This is a genomic window from Chengkuizengella sediminis (genome assembly GCF_010078385.1).
Classification (GTDB): Bacteria; Bacillota; Bacilli; order Paenibacillales; family KCTC-33759; genus Chengkuizengella; species Chengkuizengella sediminis.
Map to the genome: position 1 here is coordinate 502,247 of NZ_SIJC01000001.1, position 17,309 is coordinate 519,555.

Below are 17,309 nucleotides of genomic sequence, written 5' to 3' on the forward strand. Positions count from 1 at the left end.
GACCTCTCTTTTACAAGATTTAAGTTGTTTTAAATTTACACCTGCACACCAGCAAGTCCAATTCTTAATTTTTTAACTTCTGTTATATCCTCACCCATGACAGGCATCGGTGTGGATGCGTAGTTAATCGTTTGTAACATTGTAAGAAGTGCTCGAACTGTATCAAGTGACGTTAAACATACAACACCATTCTCCACAGCTTCCCGACGAATTCTAAAACCATCACGTTCAGGAGCTTTTCCTTTTGTTAATGTATTAATTACAAATTGTGCTTCGCCTTTTCTAATTAAGTCTACGATGTTAGGTGAGCCTTCTTTTAATTTATTAACTTGTCGAACTGTCATGCCAGTATCCTCTAATGTATGAGCAGTACCCCCTGTAGCAATGATTTTGTAACCAAGATTGTAGAAACCTTTGATTAATTCTGTGGCTTCATCTTTATCTTTATCTGCAACGGTAACGATAATCGAACCGTATTGAGGTATTTTCATCCCTGACCCAATTAATCCTTTGTAAAGTGCTTTAGCATAATGAACATCTCGACCCATAACCTCTCCAGTAGATTTCATTTCTGGTCCAAGAGAAGTGTCTACTCGACGGAGTTTAGCAAATGAGAACACAGGCACCTTTACAGATACATAATCATCCTCAGGCCACAATCCACTCTCATATCCTAAATCGGTTAATTTCTGGCCTAAAATCACTTTCGTTGCCACATTAGCCATTGGAATATTCGTCACTTTACTAAGAAAAGGGACTGTTCTTGAAGAACGTGGATTCACTTCAATCACATATACCTTCTCTTTGAATATGACAAATTGAATATTCACTAACCCAATCACTTGTAATTCACTTGCAATTTTCGTAGTAATTTCGATAATTTGTTCTTTAATATCCTCAGAGACTGACTGTGGAGGATATACAGCAATGGAGTCCCCTGAATGAACTCCTGCTCTTTCAACATGTTCCATAATACCTGGGATCACTACAGTTTCTTTATCACAGATCGCATCAACCTCTACTTCTTTTCCTAACATGTAACGGTCAATTAATACAGGATGATCTGGATTAATTTTCACAGCTTTCTCCATATAATTCAGTAATTCATCATCAGAATATACAATTTCCATCGCTCTTCCACCTAAAACATAAGATGGACGGACTAAGACTGGATATCCTAAGGCGGAAGCCGTTTCTACCGCTTCATCTACTGTAGTCACTGTACTTCCTTGTGGCTGAGCAATCTCTAATCTTCTTAAAAGTGCTTCAAACTCTTTTCGGTCCTCTGCAGCATCAATGTTATCTATACTTGTTCCAATAATATTTACACCTGCTTTAGATAAAGGCTCAGCTAAATTAATTGCAGTCTGACCACCAAATTGGACAATAACTCCAATAGGTTGTACCTGTTCGATAACATTCATGACATCTTCAAAAAACAATGGTTCAAAATATAATTGATCAGACGTACTAAAGTCTGTAGATACTGTTTCAGGATTATTGTTTATAATAACCGCTTCATACCCTGCATCTTGAATGGCCCAAACTGCATGTACAGTAGAATAATCAAATTCAATCCCTTGACCGATACGAATAGGACCAGAACCTAATACGATGACTTTCTCCTTTGTTGATTGAATAGCTTCGTTCTCAGTTTCATAAGTAGAATAATAATAAGGTGTTGTAGCTTCAAACTCCGCTGCACAAGTATCAACCATTTTGTAAACTGGTTTAATATCATATTGTGTTCGAAGCATACGTACATCTTTTTCTTCTGTAAATGAAAAATTTGGATTCAAGGATCTACGCAGCTCAGCAATCGCTCTGTCTGAAAATCCTTTTCTTTTGGCTTCTAACAATAACTCTTTTGTTAAATCTGCATCTTTTAGTTCTTTTTCAAACTGAATCAATTTTTCAATTTTATTCAAAAACCACCAATCGATCTTAGTAAGGTCTTGAATTTGCTGTAAAGTATAACCTCTACGATAAGCCTCAGCTATGATAAACAAACGTTCATCATCAGGTGTTTGTAAACGGCTGTTAAGAACGGATTCATCTAAATCCTCAAGCTCTTTTATATATAAACGATGTACATCAATTTCTAATGAACGAATAGCTTTATGAATAGATTCTTCAAAAGTACGTCCAATTGCCATAACCTCTCCAGTAGCTTTCATTTGTGTACCTAATTTTCGGTTGGCACTCGTGAATTTATCAAATGGCCAGCGAGGAATTTTACTTACAATATAATCAAGTGTTGGTTCAAAACATGCATAGGTTTGACCCGTCACTGGATTTACAAGCTCATCTAATGTATAACCAACTGCAATTTTTGCTGCCATTTTTGCAATTGGATATCCTGTTGCTTTTGATGCCAAGGCAGATGAACGACTTACTCTTGGGTTCACTTCGATCACGTAATATTGGTAACTGAATGGGTCTAAAGCAAACTGTACGTTACAGCCTCCTTCAATATTTAAAGCACGAATGATTTTTAATGAAGCTGAACGAAGCATTTGATACTCACGATCAGATAATGTTTGACTAGGAGCTACAACAATGCTATCACCAGTGTGTACTCCAACTGGATCAAAATTTTCCATGTTACAAACTACAATACAGTTATCGTTTGCATCACGCATCACTTCATATTCTACTTCCTTCATGCCAGCGATGCTCATTTCAATTAAACATTGGCCAATTGGACTATAACGAATACCTGATGCTACAATTTCTCTTAAATCTTCTTCATTATCAACGATACCTCCACCAGTACCACCCAATGTATAAGCTGGTCTAATAATAATGGGATATCCAATTTCATTGGCAAAATCCACAGCTTCTTGTACAGTAGTAACAATTACACTTTCTGGAACGGGCTGTGCTAATTCATGCATGAGTTCTCTAAATAAATCACGATCCTCTGCTTTCTCAATTGAAGATAATTGTGTACCTAAAAGCTGAACATTTTCTTCCTCAAGAACACCTCTTTTAGCTAATTCAACAGCCATGTTTAAACCCGTTTGTCCTCCTAAAGTTGGCAATAAGCCATCTGGTTGTTCCTTACGAATAACCTGAGTAACAAATTCGGGTGTAATCGGTTCAATATATACTTTATCCGCCATATTGGTATCTGTCATGATCGTTGCTGGGTTACTATTAATAAGTACTACTTCATAGCCTTCTTCCTTTAAAGCTTGACATGCTTGTGTTCCTGCATAATCAAATTCTGCTGCTTGTCCTATGACAATCGGACCGGATCCTACAACTAATATTTTTTTCAATGAAATATTTTTAGGCATTTTGCATGTCTCCTCTCTTCGCTGCTGCAACAATTTGCGCTTGGCGAGGCATCTCAGGGGTTTCTGCTTTGGTTCGGCGAATCATTTGGATGAAATCTTCAAACAAATAACTAGAATCAAAAGGGCCTGGAGCCGCTTCAGGATGATACTGTACTGAAAAAGCAGGCACATGTTTGTGTTTAAGACCTTCTACTGTTTTATCATTGTTGTTGATATGTGTGATTTCTAATGGTGTGTTAGATATAGAATCTTCCATAACTGTATAGCCGTGATTTTGTGAAGTAATATAACAACGGTTGGAGAACAGCTCCTTTACAGGATGATTTCCACCGCGATGTCCAAATTTTAACTTTTCAGTATCCGCACCACAAGCTAAAGCAAACAACTGATGACCTAAACATATACCAAAAATAGGGAATTGACCTAACAGTTCGTGAATCATTGTTACAGCTTCAGGGACATTTTTTGGATCACCAGGTCCGTTGGATAACAAAATGCCATCTGGTTTTAATCTTCTAATTTGATCCGCAGTTGTATTATGAGGAACGACAATGACGTCACAATCCCGGTTATTTAATTCTCTTAAGATTCCACTTTTTGATCCAAAATCTACAAGAACAATTCTTTCTTTGTTACCTGGTGAACTAAAAATATTTTTTGTAGAGACACGAGACACTTGATCTGTTAATAATGGAGTCCCCTTTATTTGCTCCATTAATTCCTCAATGGAGTGATCCCCAGTTGAAATAACCCCTTTCATCGTACCGAAATGTCTAAGTTTGCGGGTTAACATACGGGTATCAACCTCACAAATACCAGGAATATCATATTCTTTTAGTAAGCTATCCACAGTGTACTGTGCCCTCCAATTACTTGGAATTTCTTCATGTTGACGAACAACAAAACCATGGATATAAGGACGGACTGCTTCAAAATCATCACGCGAAATTCCATAATTTCCAATCAAAGGATATGTCATTGTAATAATTTGACCGCAATAAGAAGGATCTGACAATACCTCCTGATAACCAGTAATTCCTGTATTAAAAACAACTTCACCAATTGCATTTTTTTCACTTCCAAAAGATTTACCTGTAAAAAGAGTTCCGTCTTCTAATAATAATTTAGCTTGCATAATGTCCTCCTTCTGTAATCTCGTGACATATCTTTCTTTATTCTGACCAAACCACTTTTCCAGCTACAAGTGTTTTGACTGGCCATCCTTGTAACTCCCATCCTGTAAAAGGAGTATTTTTACCTTTAGATAAAAATGTACTTGGGTCAACCTCTTTAGTGCTTTCTAAGTCAATAATGGTTAAATCAGCATCTGCTCCAATAGAAACTTTTCCTGAATTGAGGTTAAATACCTCAGCTGGTTTCTCTGTCATCTTTTGAATTAAAAAGTCTAATGTCCATTTCCCTGTCTGTACAAATTTTGTGTACAACAAAGGAAATGCTGTTTCTAACCCTACAATTCCAAATGGTGCTCTTTGTAGCTCTTGTGCTTTTTCTTCTTCACTATGTGGAGCGTGATCCGTAACAATCATGTCAATTGTTCCATCTTCTAAAGCCTCAACCATGGCTTCAACATCTCTAGGCGTACGAAGGGGTGGATTCATTTTCCAATTTGCATCTAAAGCTGGTATATCTTCATCTGATAAAAGTAAATGATGCGGGCATACTTCTGCCGTTACTTTAATCCCTATTTGTTTCGCTTGTCTGATCAAACGGACAGATTGTTCAGTGCTCACATGGCATACGTGATAATGTACACCTGTAGCTTCAGCTAGTAAAATATCTCGTCCTACGTGAATCGCTTCGGATTCATTTGGTATTCCCTTCAATCCATGTTTTTTAGCAAAGACACCATCTGTTACCGCAGCACCAACTACTAAAGTATTATCTTCACAGTGAGCAATGACTGGCATATTCATTTCAGCCGCTTTGCTCATTGCATCCTTCATCATTTGTGCACTTTGCACACCTACACCATCATCTGTAAAACCAATAGCTCCTATGTTTTTTAGAGCTTCAAAATCTGTTAAGTCTCTTCCTAACTCATTCTCTGTAATTGCAGCATATGGAAGTACTCTAACAATCCCTTCTGTTTCCGCTTTATCTAAAACAAGTTGTAAAGTTTCAACATCATCTACGATGGGTCTAGTATTAGGCATACATGCTACTGTAGTAAATCCACCTTTTGCTGCAGACCTTGTACCTGAAGCAATTGTTTCTTTATATTCGAATCCAGGTTCACGAAAATGGACATGCATATCAATAAAGCCAGCAGATACTAATTTACCCTCTGCGTCAATCACATCATGTCCATCAACCTGTGGTTTTTCTTGACTCTCAATGATATTACTTATTTTCCCTTGTTCAATATAAATGTGTTTTGTTTCTAACTCATTGTTTTCTGAATTTAGCAACTTTCCATTTAATAACCATGTTCCCAAGTTCAAAACCTCCTATATATATTAATCCAATTCATTTATGTTAATGCTCTCTCAATGACTGCCATTCGAATGGGTACTCCATTACTTATTTGTGGGAATATTTTTGATCTTGGATGCTCTACCAGCGAATCATCAATTTCTACGTTTCGGTTTACTGGTGCAGGATGCATAACAATAGTATGATCCTTTAATTTTTTTTCTCTTTCCTCTGTTAGACCAAATAGTTCTCTGTATTGTTCAGCTGATTTAATCATGCCCTGACCATGTCTTTCTAATTGCACTCGTAACATCATAATGACATCTGCTTTTAATGCTTCTTCTATGGAAACATATGGAGCAAATTCAGCTAGTTCTGGAGCTTGCATGTTTGGCGGAGCACAAAAGCTTACTTTTGCACCCATGGCTAGTAACCCCCATAGATTAGAACGAGCCACACGACTATGTAATATGTCACCTATAATAGATACATGAAGACCTTTAATATGACCAAAATGTTTTCTCATTGTATAAATATCCAATAACGCTTGTGTTGGATGTTCATTATTTCCATCCCCTGCATTAATGAGAGGAATTTTTATTTTTGGAGCTAACTCTTGTAACACTCCGATGGGCTTAATACGAATAACACCCGCATCAATACCCATTGACTCTAATGTTTTTACAGTATCGTATATAGATTCACCTTTTTGTACACTTGATACTGCTGCTGAAAAGTTTAATACTTCAGTGCTTAGTCGTTTTTCTGCGATTTCAAACGAAAAACGTGTTCGTGTACTATTTTCAAAAAATAGGTTTGCAACAAAATGCCCTGACAAATAATTTGTTACTTTTGTCGGGTAGTTTTCCCAATAAGATGCGCGATTTAATATACCTAAAATTTCCGTTTTACTTAAACCCTTTAATCCTAATAAATGTTTGTCTGATCCAACCGTCAAGTGAGGCATATATCTAACTCCTTTGTTGTTTAATTACAACCTGATCATCAGAATCAACTTCTATCAAAGAAACATTAATATTTTCCATTTTAGAGGTAGGAATATTTTTTCCAACATAATCGGGTCTAATGGGTAGTTCTCGATGACCTCGATCAATTAAAACAGCTAGCTGTATCATTTTGGGTCTTCCCATGTCAATCAATGCATCCATTGCAGCTCGTACCGTTCTTCCCGTATATAGAACATCATCGAATAATATAATTTTTTTATCTTGAATGAAGGAGCTCGTAAATGTTTGATGGTGTTCCTTTGTAGTTTTGTTGGTAACATCATCACGATACGAGGTAACATCTAATTCAGCCATTGGAATAGGTATACCTTCAATTTCTCCTATTTTATCTGCGATTCTTTTTGCTAAATAAATTCCTCTTGTTCGAATACCTACAAGCACACAATTTTCTACACCTTTGTTTTTTTCCAATATTTCATGAGCAATTCTTGTTAGTGCTCTTCGAATTGCAATTTCATCCATGAGTACGTGTCCTGAACTCATTGTTTCACCACCTATTCACCTGCACTACAAAAGTGAGGTAATTATGAAAGAATATCAAAAAAATCCTTACCCATTTGGGGCAAGGATTTAAGTATACAGATAAATCACATAAGTATGCAAAGTTTTTGTATAAAAACACATGCGTACTCATTGCTTTTGTATAATTCGTTCACCTTGCCAGCCTCACGGGACTGTTTTTAAAGGTTCATTATCAATATTCATTTTTAAAATTATGACATTATTCGATCATAAAGTCAATAGATAATCATTAAAATATAAATTCAACATCAGATAATCGACGTTTAATTTCATCAATAATTTCAATTTCCTTTTCAACTCCAGGAGCATTAAATGTAACAGAAAATCTGACAAAACGTCCTGCATCATCCCATGGAACTGTAGAAATTAGTTTTTCACGAATTAAATATTGCGAGAAATCCTCGCCTGTTTCGAATGTTTGTCCACCTTTAATCGCTTTAGGTGCTTCAACATACATAAAAAATGAACCTTTAGGCTTTTCAGCTTTGAATCCCACTTCATTTAATGCTTTTGCAAGCATATCATGCCGTCTCGAATATTTTTCAGCAATTTTTTCAGTAATTTCAGGATGTTCTAATCCATAAGCAGCCGCTTTTTGAATTGCAATAAACTGACCAGAATCATTATTATCTTTAATATCTTTAAATGCTTTAACAACTAAAGGATTACCAGCAATAAACCCTATTCTCCAACCTGTCATATTATACGATTTAGACAAAGAGTGAAATTCTATACCAACTTCTTTTGCACCTTGCACAGAGAGGAAACTAAAAGGTTTTACTCCATCATAAGTTAGTGCTGCATAAGGAGCATCATGTACGATAACGATATCGTATTTCTTAGCAAAGGCAATGACCTTTTCAAAGAATTCTACAGTTGCACCAGCACCAGTGGGGTTATTTGGATAATTTAAATAAAACAATTTTGCTCTTGTACGAATTTCTTCAGGAATTGAATCTAAATTAGGTAAAAAACCGTTTTCTTTTAATAATGGTACATTATAAACTTCCCCACCAAGGAATTTTGTATGTGTTCCTAATACAGGATAACCTGGAACAGTCATGATTGTGACATCACCAGGGTTAATAAATGCACTAGGCAACATTGCCAAACCGGGTTTCGAACCAATGGAGTGATTGATTTCTTCTTCAGCATCAATCCCATCTACACCAAAAACATTTTTTAAGTAATTAGCTGCGGCAGATTTGAATTCATTGATTCCATTATCCGCATAACCTCTATTTTCAGGTTTAGCTGCTTCTTCAGCTAGTTTTGCCACAATACCAGCATCCGCCATTTCATCAGGTTCTCCTACACCCATATCGATTAACTCAACATCAGGATGTTCAGCTTTTGCAGCTGCTTTCGCACGTTTAATTTTTTCGAATTTATAAATTTCCGTATCTTTACCATAGTTCTTTCCGCCAATTCTTTCTGCGAAAAGATTCTGTATATAATTTTCCTGTGACATAATAAATCCACTCCTTTATTCTAATCTACAACAATTTATCATGATATATAAAATAATAAAATAGATTTTAATACATTATTTTTGTATTCAGAACCCAATAAAACTTATTGATTTTTTATTTTATCAACAATATTATCCATATCCTCAGGAACAGGAGCTGTGAACATTAAGTTTTTCCCAGTGATAGGATGAACAAAGCCTAACTCTGCTGCATGCAAAGCTTGTCCTTCCATTGATATTCCTTTATTACGCCCATAAGTAGGATCTCCTACTAGATGATGACCAATAAATTTCATATGTACTCTAATTTGATGGGTACGCCCTGTTTCTAATCTTAATTCTAATAAAGCATAATTTTTGAATTGTTCCAAAACAACAAAATGAGTCACTGCTTTTTTACTGTTTTTATTTGTTACCATATAACTTTTACGATCTTTAGGATCTCTTCCAATCGGTGCATCTACAGTTCCTTGTAAATGAGATAACTTCCCATGAACAACTGCAATATATTTTCGATGAACAGTATGATTTTTTAATTGTTCAGATAACCCTGAATGTGTTGCATCATCCTTTGCTGAAACTAATAACCCTGATGTATTTTTATCAATACGATGTACAATTCCTGGTCTTAACTTCCCATTAATACCTGATAAGTCCTTACAATGGGCTAATAATGCATTCACTAAAGTTCCTGAATAATTTCCTGGTGCAGGATGTACAACCATCCCCCTAGGTTTATTCACTACAATTAAATGTTTATCTTCATACACTACGTCCAACGGAATTGATTCTGCAGTAATTTCTAACTCGGTTGGAGCTGGAGCTAATAATTTAATTTCATCCTCATCTACTATTTTATAGTTTGCTTTAATGGATGAATTGTTTACTGAAACATGCCCTTCTTTTATCCATTGTTGTATTTGTGTTCTGGAAATACCCTCAAACTGATCTGATAAAAACTTGTCAATTCTTATACCATCTAAATCAGGAGTTCCTTTCCAGATTAATTCATTTTCATAGATGTCTTCGTATAACATGTAAATTAAACCTCACCTTTCTTTACACTGAAAAAGGTAATTACTGCTGCTAAAATTGCGCCAACAACAATAGCTGAGTCTGCAATATTAAAAATGGCAAAGGGATAGTCTACTTCAAAACCAAATAAAGTAAATCTAAAGTTAAAACTTAAAAAGTCAACGACTTCACCCATTCTTACCCTATCAATAAAATTCCCAATTGCTCCACCTAATATTAAACTAAGTGCTACACACAATATGGGACGATTTTCTTTTTTTGATTGTTCTAAAAACCAAATGACCATTGCTACAATAATAATTGTAATAATGATGAAAAACCATTGTTGATTCTGTAAAATACCAAAGGCCGCACCTTTATTACGATGAGAAGTGATTTGAAAAAATTCTCCTATAACAGATATACGATCCCCTATTTCCAAATACTTAATGATCATCCATTTAGAAACTTGATCTAACAAGATCATAATGAAGGCAATCAAATAATACCTCAAATAACATATCCTCCTAATCAAAATAATACATCCTTACATTCGATAATTGTAGCATAGCATAGAACCCTACGTCTATGAAGCACATGACGTATTTCCCATCAATACATGGAATTACCTCTTTAAATTCATGAATCTTTGAGAAGAATAAACTCAGCAACATATAAGTGTGTGTTCAAAAAGTTCAGCTTTCAGGAATCACTTTTGAAAACCAGTGCCTACAACAAGAGTTTCCATATAAAATCAGTCACGTCCTATGCTAGCTAAGGTGACTTTTTGAACAACCTCTATAAGAAACTCATAAAGAGGAGTTGTAAAAATGTCTGGTCTAAATGAAAATCAATTAAATTTGTTATATCAACAACTTCTTCAAGAAAAAAACAACCTACAAGAACAACTTAACGAAAATGACCACTTTGGTCTGTCTCAATCTCAAAAGGACACCAGTGGTGAATTATCAAGTTACGATAACCATCCAGCTGATCTAGCCACTGAGACTTATGAACGAGGAAAAGACATTGCTTTAAATGAAAATGCTGAATACCATCTTGAAGATGTAATTAGAGCATTGAAGAACATTGATAATGAACAGTATGGAATTTGTATCACCTGTGGAAAAAATATACCCTTTAATCGATTGCAAGCTGTTCCTACCACACAATATTGTATAGAGCATTCTCAAGGAAAACATACTTCCCATGAAAGACCTATTGAAGAAACCATATTAAATCCACCATTTGGACGAACGAGTTTAGATGAACATGAAGGACAAAATCAATTTGATGGTGAAGATGCTTGGCAAATTGTGGAAAGTTGGGGTACATCTGATAGTCCAGCAATGGCTGAGGAACAAGAAATACATGATTATAACCATATGTACATTGAGTCCCATGAGAAAGATGGGTATGTAGAACCCATTGAAAGTTTCTTAGCAACAAATTTATATGGCAATCATACATCTGTCATTCGGAATGTGGAATACCAAAAATATATGGCAAATGGTGAGGGAGATCATGAATTAGAGATGAACTGAAATAGTAATAAAAACGAGCCAATAATTCGGCTCGTTTTATAATTGAATTCTTTTTTTAATTTATCCAATAATTGATGCACATCTTTGACATAATGTTGGATGAGTGGAATCACTCCCTACATCTGTTGTAACCATCCAACAGCGCTCACATTTCTCACCCTCTGCCACTGAAACCTTCACTTGAATATTTTCTTCTATTTCACTAGGTTCATGAACAGTTACAGCTGAAACAATAAATAATTCATTTAATTTAGGAAACTGCTTGAGCAGTTCTGCTGTAGCTAAATTTGGATGTAAATTCAATGCTGCGGCTAAAGAGTTACCAATAATTTTATCTTTACGTGCTTCCTCTAATTTTTTAAATACTTCCTCACGAATTTCCATGAATTGATTCCACTTTTGTTCTAGATTTTCATCAAATACATCTGTATTAACAACTGGGAAGTCTGCTAATTGTACACTATCCAACTCGACGTTCGGGATGAACTTCCACACTTCGTCTGCTGTATGAGGTAAAATTGGAGCAATTAATTTTGCAATCACTACTAAAGCCTCATACAATACAGTTTGCACTGCTTTACGTTTTGAATCATTTAAGTCATTGACATACAAAGTATCTTTTACAATATCTAGATAAAATGCACTCATTTCAACGGAGCAGAAATGATGAACAGATTGAAAAACAACATTAAGGTCGTATCGATTATATGCACCCGTAACTTTTTCCAACATTTTATTTAAGCGAATTAGGGCAAACTGATCTAATTCACTCAATTGATCATAAGACACTCGATCTGTAACTGGATTAAAACCTGTTAAATTTCCTAAGAAAAATCTCAATGTATTTCTGATTTTTCGATATACTTCAGATGTTTGTTTTAAAATATTGTCTGAAATTCTTTGATCAGCTTGGTAATCTACTGAAGATACCCAAAGACGTAAGATTTCAGCCCCTAATTGATTACTTACTTTGATAGGATCAACCGTGTTCCCGAGTGATTTAGACATTTTACGTCCATCACCATCTAAAGTGAATCCATGGCTAAGCACTTCTTTATAAGGTGCAATACCTTTAACCGCCACGCTTGTAATTAAAGATGAATTAAACCATCCACGATATTGGTCAGATCCTTCTAAATATAAGTCTGCAGGATAACGAAGGTTATCTCTAGCTTCTAATACAGATTGATGGCTAGATCCAGAATCAAACCAAACATCCATAATATCTGTTTCTTTTTTAAATTCGTGATGTCCACATGATGGACATATTGTTCCTTCACGCATCAATTCATTCTCATCCTTAATGAACCAAGCATTAGAACCTTCTTTAGCAAACACATCAGCAACGAAGTTAATGGTTTGATCATTTAATAACTCATGATTACAGCTCTTACAATAGAAAATCGGAATTGGTACTCCCCATGTTCTTTGTCGTGAAATACACCAATCTCCTCGATCACGGATCATATTATGAAGGCGGGTTTCCCCCCATTCTGGTGTCCATTTTACATTTTTGATTTCTTCAAGCATCACGTCTCTAAACTTATCGATAGAAGCAAACCACTGCTCTGTTGCACGATATATGACTGGTTTTTTCGTTCTCCAATCATGTGGATATTGATGCTGCATAAATTCCAATTTTAACAGATGACCAGAAGCTTCTAGCTTTTCTGTAATGATTTTATTGGCTTTATCATAAAATAATCCTTCAAACCCTGGTGCTTCCTTCGTAAATTTCCCTTGATCATCAACTGGACAAAGGACATCTAACCCATATTTCGCACCAATCTCAAAGTCATCTTCACCATGTCCAGGGGCAGTATGTACGCACCCTGTACCTGCTTCTAGAGTGACATGTTCACCAAGCATGACTAAAGATTCACGATCATAGAACGGATGTGAACAGGTGATATTCTCAAGTTCATTTCCTTTAAATTGATCAATTATACTCAAGGAGTCCCAGTTTAGTTCTTTCTTCAACGAGTCTAACAAACCTTCTGCAACAACATATTTTTTTCCGTTTACATCAACCATGACATAATCAAATTCAGGATGTAAGGAAATCCCAAGGTTTGCTGGCAACGTCCACGGTGTCGTTGTCCAAATGACAATGGATGCATCCTCTGGTAAAATTCCTTTCCCGTCCTTTACTTGAAATGATACATAAATGGAAGGGGACTTCTTATCGTGATATTCAATTTCTGCCTCTGCTAAAGCACTTTCAGAAGAAGGGGACCAATATACACATTTTAAACCTTTATAGATATAACCTTTCTTCACCATTTCTCCAAATACACGAATTTGCTCTGCTTCATATTCAGGTTGTAAGGTAAGGTATGGATGATCCCAATCTCCTCTTATACCTAATCTTTTGAATTGCTCTTTTTGTTTTCCTACCCAATTCAAAGCATAATCTTTACAATAATCTCTAAACTCTGAAATGCTTAATTTTTTTCGGTCTACTTTCCCTTTTTTAGCAATTGCCGCTTCAATTGGTAATCCATGTGTGTCCCACCCAGGAACATACGGAGCATTGAAACCTTGCATCGTTTTGTATCGAACAATAATATCTTTTAAAACTTTATTTAAAGCATGACCAATATGTGTATCACCATTCGCATATGGTGGACCATCATGTAATATGAATAATGGTTTTCCTTCTTGATGTTTTTGCACTTTTTCGTAAATATTAATTTCTTCCCACCATTTTTGAATATTTGGTTCTGCCTTCGGAAGATTACCGCGCATCGGGAAATCTGTTTGCGGTAAGTTTAATGTTTTTCCATAATCCATCTTTTACACCTCACTAAAATATATAATTACCCATTAAAGAAAACTCGTATGACGAGCCTTCAAGTATAAAAAAAACTCCTCATCCCAAAAGGGACGAGAAGTTTGCTCGCGGTACCACCCTAATAATAATACATATAAAAAACCATATTGTATTATCACTTTCAGGATCTCTAACGGAATCATCCGACATACTCTACTAAAACAGTCTATATTTCCGATGTTTTTTCAAGTATATACTCATGGGTGATATTCAATCGTAAACAGATATTAGGCTTTCACCAACCCTAATTCGCTGAAACTGTATATTCGATTTACTGATCCCAATCAACGCTTTATAAAAGATTATAATACAGCAGTATATCTAAATTTTTAGTTAGAGTCAATGCACAAACTATTCAACTTTAGAAATTTTCTCATCTGTAAGATAATCTAAAGTATGATTTGAATCCTTCTCTAGAGAATCCCATTCCCAACTTTGATCGTTTAACATTTCTAATTGTGCCTCTAATAAAGAGCGGAATCTTGTACGATAAATAGACGCTTGTTTTTTTAATTCCTCATTATCAAGTGCTATTTTTCTTGATCTAGCTAACGATTCGTTTATGATACGATCCGCATTTTTCTCTGATTCTCTTATAATGAGTTCAGCTTCTTTTTTAGAATTTGATTTTAATTCATCTGCAGTATTTTGGGCGACGATAATCGTTTGACTTAATGTATCTTCAATATTAGAAAAGTGTTCTAATTTTTCTTTCATTGCCCCTGCTTCTTCTTTCAGATCTTTATTTTCACGTATAAGTACTTCATAATCTTTGATGATCTGTTGCAGAAACTCATTTACTTCGTCTTCATCATATCCGCGAAATGCTTTAGAAAATTCTCTGTTATGTATATCTAATGGTGTTAGTGACATTCCTGCACCTCCCTGAAACATATTAATTTTATAAGTGTTAACATTCGACGATAAGTGTTAAATTCCTGCAAATTCTTTAAATGTATTTTCCAATTTTTAATCGAATGTTGCCTTTTTTTGTTTTTCCTTCTATACTTATAATTTTAAATCGACCAAAACCTTTTAAGGATATGACATCTCCTTCATTTAAAACTTTAGAAGGATCTTCCTCTACTTTCCAATTCACTTTGCATTTACCGGTTTTTACATGCGGTAATATTTTTGATCGACTCATTTTTACTGCATCACTAATAATGCTGTCTAAACGTAGTGAAGACACTGTAAAGTGACTTTCATCCATTTCAACTGTCATAGGCTTTAATTGTTCTAGTGGAACAATGTCCGTGCTAACATGAACTCTGTGGACTTGACGTAGGTGTAAATTAACGTAATCAATAATTTCTTCAGCAACGATACACTGGCATTGATCTTGTAATATATGCAAATCCCCTATTTTATCTCTTTTGATTCCAAGTCCTAAAATTGCCCCTAAAAAATCTCCATGGATTAACTTTGAAAATTTAACATCTTCAGAACGAATAGAAAGCACTTGAATGGGTATTTCATCTTTCTGGATCATCATATAATCTGGAGCAATCAGAGCTCTCTTTCTTTCAGCATTTTCATATCCCCCAAATAACAAGTGTTGAACATTTAAATTTGAATTGATCATTGATTCTAGAATATAGGCTTGTCTAGGATCAAGAAAATCAGTCAATTTCGTGATATGTCGCTCTTCTGTTCTAGTGATCCAATCAAAAACTTTATCAACAAAGTTGCGCTCATCTGCATGAAAGTGTTCGTATAAAGTTGTTTTCATCTATTATATTTACCCACCAATTAAAAATGAAATGACACTAACTAATCCAGACGCTGCAAATTGCAATGCAAATATTGCAATAATTGGAGAAATATCAATCATACCACCAATTGGAGGAATGATTTTCCTGAATATGGATAAATAAGGTTCTACAGCTTTCCCCAATAATTCGCCAATGAAGCTATCTCTTGCATTAGGGACCCACGATAATAATACGTAAGCAACAATCATATAAAAATAAATTTGCAAGATGCTTCCGATTATTTGTTCTATACTCAACGTTTATCACCTATTCCTTTCTATTTCTTCTTTCAATAATTCGGTAATTGTACCTTCAATTTCTACACTATCTGGTGTACATAAAAATATATTACTACCGATTTTTGATATACTACCATTTAAAGCATAAACGGTTCCACTCAAAAAGTCCACTATCCGCAAAGCTTGATCAGAACGAACACGCTGTAAGTTCACGATGACAGCTCTACGTGACTTTATATGATTAGCAATTTCTTGTGTTTCCTCATATGTACGTGGTTCATTTAAAACAACACGACTATTTTTGTTTGAATGAATACTAACAACATTATTTTTCGCCCCATTTTTCGAACTAGAACGTTTCTCTTCTTCAAATGAGTCATCTTCAATTTCCTCAATAACTGTTTCCTTTTTTACAACCTCTTCTTCCTGTAAACCAAAAAAATCTAAAAATTTATGAATAACACCCATAACTATTCTTGCCTCCCTTATTCTTTTCCAACTAATTGTGAACCTAAACGAATAAAAGTAGCTCCTTCTTCAATAGCAATCTCAAAATCATTTGACATCCCCATTGAAAGATGTCTTATTTTATAATTAAATATTTGTTTTTCATTTAAACGATCTCTTAATTGTTTTAACTCTCTAAACACGGGTCTAGTTTTTTCTTTATCTTGTTCAAATGGAGCCATCGTCATCAATCCAATGATATTTAGATGTTTATATGGTGTTAAACTTTCAGCAAACGTAAAAAGTTCATCAGGTGATACTCCATATTTAGACTCTTCGCCAGAAACATTCACTTGAATAAAACAATTTACATTTACATCATGGATTATTGCTTGTTTTTCTATTTCTTTAGCTAAAGAGTTTCTATCAATGGAATGAATATATGGAAACTTCCCGATGATGTGTTTTACTTTTTTAGACTGCAAATGCCCAATAAAATGCATGGTAGATTTTGATCCCAGTAAACTCACCTTCTTCTCTGCATCTGGCCATCTATTCTCTCCTATGTGCTTGCAACCAAATTTCACTGCATTTACTGCGGTTTCCAATGAGACATACTTGGTCACAGCTATGATCTCTATCTCTTTCCTATTACGATTTGAACGATTACATGCTGCTTGTACACGTGATTCTATATGTTGAATTCTTTCTTGTAAATCCAA

15 protein-coding genes and 1 other annotated feature are annotated in these 17,309 nt (G+C 35.0%); of the genes, 1 reads left to right on the forward strand and 14 read right to left on the reverse strand.

Annotated elements, in window-relative coordinates; translation table 11 throughout:
- Positions 1-35: 35 nt before the first annotated feature.
- The 8 genes from carB to lspA all read right to left on the reverse strand — a co-directional run bounded on the left by carB (position 36) and on the right by lspA (position 10,284).
- Complete coding sequence (gene carB / locus EPK97_RS02545) at positions 36-3,302, reverse strand: carbamoyl-phosphate synthase large subunit (RefSeq protein WP_162035018.1); 3,267 nt, start codon at positions 3,300-3,302, stop codon at positions 36-38.
- Positions 3,295-4,437, reverse strand: coding sequence for a glutamine-hydrolyzing carbamoyl-phosphate synthase small subunit (gene carA / locus EPK97_RS02550; RefSeq protein ID WP_162035019.1), 1,143 nt, complete (start codon positions 4,435-4,437; stop codon positions 3,295-3,297). Before carA ends, carB begins: the two co-directional genes overlap by 8 nt.
- A gap of 37 nt (positions 4,438-4,474) precedes the next feature.
- The gene (locus tag EPK97_RS02555) at positions 4,475-5,758 is read right to left on the reverse strand and encodes a dihydroorotase (RefSeq protein WP_162035020.1); all 1,284 of its coding nucleotides are present in this window, start codon (positions 5,756-5,758) and stop codon (positions 4,475-4,477) included.
- 35 nt (positions 5,759-5,793) lie between these two features.
- Positions 5,794-6,702 carry an aspartate carbamoyltransferase catalytic subunit gene (locus EPK97_RS02560; protein WP_162035021.1) on the reverse strand — a complete coding sequence of 303 codons (909 nt, stop codon included), beginning with the start codon at positions 6,700-6,702 and terminating at the stop codon, positions 5,794-5,796.
- Between the two features lie 4 nt (positions 6,703-6,706).
- Positions 6,707-7,246, reverse strand: coding sequence for a bifunctional pyr operon transcriptional regulator/uracil phosphoribosyltransferase PyrR (pyrR, locus tag EPK97_RS02565; RefSeq protein WP_162035022.1), 540 nt, complete (start codon positions 7,244-7,246; stop codon positions 6,707-6,709).
- Between the two features lie 268 nt (positions 7,247-7,514).
- A complete protein-coding gene (locus tag EPK97_RS02570) occupies positions 7,515-8,756 on the reverse strand; it encodes an LL-diaminopimelate aminotransferase (RefSeq protein ID WP_162035023.1) in 1,242 nt (413 codons plus the stop codon).
- Positions 8,757-8,860: 104 nt separating this feature from the next.
- A complete protein-coding gene (locus EPK97_RS02575; RefSeq protein ID WP_162035024.1) occupies positions 8,861-9,793 on the reverse strand; it encodes an RluA family pseudouridine synthase in 933 nt (310 codons plus the stop codon).
- 5 nt (positions 9,794-9,798) lie between these two features.
- Complete coding sequence (gene lspA, locus EPK97_RS02580; RefSeq protein ID WP_162035025.1) at positions 9,799-10,284, reverse strand: signal peptidase II; 486 nt, start codon at positions 10,282-10,284, stop codon at positions 9,799-9,801.
- A 316-nt stretch (positions 10,285-10,600) separates the two neighbouring features.
- Here lspA and EPK97_RS02585 point away from each other — a divergent pair, with 316 nt between their 5' ends.
- A complete protein-coding gene (locus tag EPK97_RS02585; protein ID WP_162035026.1) occupies positions 10,601-11,314 on the forward strand; it encodes a TraR/DksA C4-type zinc finger protein in 714 nt (237 codons plus the stop codon).
- A 60-nt stretch (positions 11,315-11,374) separates the two neighbouring features.
- Here EPK97_RS02585 and ileS read toward each other — a convergent pair whose 3' ends face one another.
- From ileS to EPK97_RS02615, 6 genes are all read right to left on the reverse strand, one after another.
- Complete coding sequence (gene ileS, locus EPK97_RS02590) at positions 11,375-14,107, reverse strand: isoleucine--tRNA ligase (protein WP_162035027.1); 2,733 nt, start codon at positions 14,105-14,107, stop codon at positions 11,375-11,377.
- Positions 14,108-14,193: 86 nt separating this feature from the next.
- Positions 14,194-14,444, reverse strand: a binding site (T-box leader).
- A gap of 54 nt (positions 14,445-14,498) precedes the next feature.
- Entirely contained in the window at positions 14,499-15,020 is a 522-nt protein-coding gene (locus EPK97_RS02595) for a DivIVA domain-containing protein (protein WP_162035028.1), read from the reverse strand.
- A gap of 76 nt (positions 15,021-15,096) precedes the next feature.
- Positions 15,097-15,879, reverse strand: coding sequence for a YlmH family RNA-binding protein (locus EPK97_RS02600; protein WP_162035029.1), 783 nt, complete (start codon positions 15,877-15,879; stop codon positions 15,097-15,099).
- Positions 15,880-15,888: 9 nt separating this feature from the next.
- On the reverse strand, positions 15,889-16,158 hold the full coding sequence (locus tag EPK97_RS02605; RefSeq protein WP_162035030.1) for a YggT family protein: 270 nt from the start codon (positions 16,156-16,158) through the stop codon (positions 15,889-15,891).
- A gap of 6 nt (positions 16,159-16,164) precedes the next feature.
- The gene (locus EPK97_RS02610) at positions 16,165-16,608 is read right to left on the reverse strand and encodes a cell division protein SepF (RefSeq protein ID WP_162035031.1); all 444 of its coding nucleotides are present in this window, start codon (positions 16,606-16,608) and stop codon (positions 16,165-16,167) included.
- A gap of 17 nt (positions 16,609-16,625) precedes the next feature.
- Positions 16,626-17,309, reverse strand: coding sequence for a YggS family pyridoxal phosphate-dependent enzyme (locus EPK97_RS02615; protein WP_162035032.1), 684 nt, complete (start codon positions 17,307-17,309; stop codon positions 16,626-16,628).

Coding starts and splice junctions, on each gene's coding strand:
- EPK97_RS02610 (WP_162035031.1), bottom strand. CDS start 16,608: ATGGGTGTTATTCATAAATTTTTAGATTTTTTTGGTTTACAGGAAGAA.
- ileS (WP_162035027.1), bottom strand. CDS start 14,107: ATGGATTATGGAAAAACATTAAACTTACCGCAAACAGATTTCCCGATG.
- carA (WP_162035019.1), bottom strand. CDS start 4,437: ATGCAAGCTAAATTATTATTAGAAGACGGAACTCTTTTTACAGGTAAA.
- EPK97_RS02600 (WP_162035029.1), bottom strand. CDS start 15,879: ATGAAAACAACTTTATACGAACACTTTCATGCAGATGAGCGCAACTTT.
- EPK97_RS02585 (WP_162035026.1), top strand. CDS start 10,601: ATGTCTGGTCTAAATGAAAATCAATTAAATTTGTTATATCAACAACTT.
- pyrR (WP_162035022.1), bottom strand. CDS start 7,246: ATGAGTTCAGGACACGTACTCATGGATGAAATTGCAATTCGAAGAGCA.
- EPK97_RS02570 (WP_162035023.1), bottom strand. CDS start 8,756: ATGTCACAGGAAAATTATATACAGAATCTTTTCGCAGAAAGAATTGGC.
- EPK97_RS02595 (WP_162035028.1), bottom strand. CDS start 15,020: ATGTCACTAACACCATTAGATATACATAACAGAGAATTTTCTAAAGCA.
- carB (WP_162035018.1), bottom strand. CDS start 3,302: ATGCCTAAAAATATTTCATTGAAAAAAATATTAGTTGTAGGATCCGGT.
- EPK97_RS02575 (WP_162035024.1), bottom strand. CDS start 9,793: ATGTTATACGAAGACATCTATGAAAATGAATTAATCTGGAAAGGAACT.
- EPK97_RS02560 (WP_162035021.1), bottom strand. CDS start 6,702: ATGCCTCACTTGACGGTTGGATCAGACAAACATTTATTAGGATTAAAG.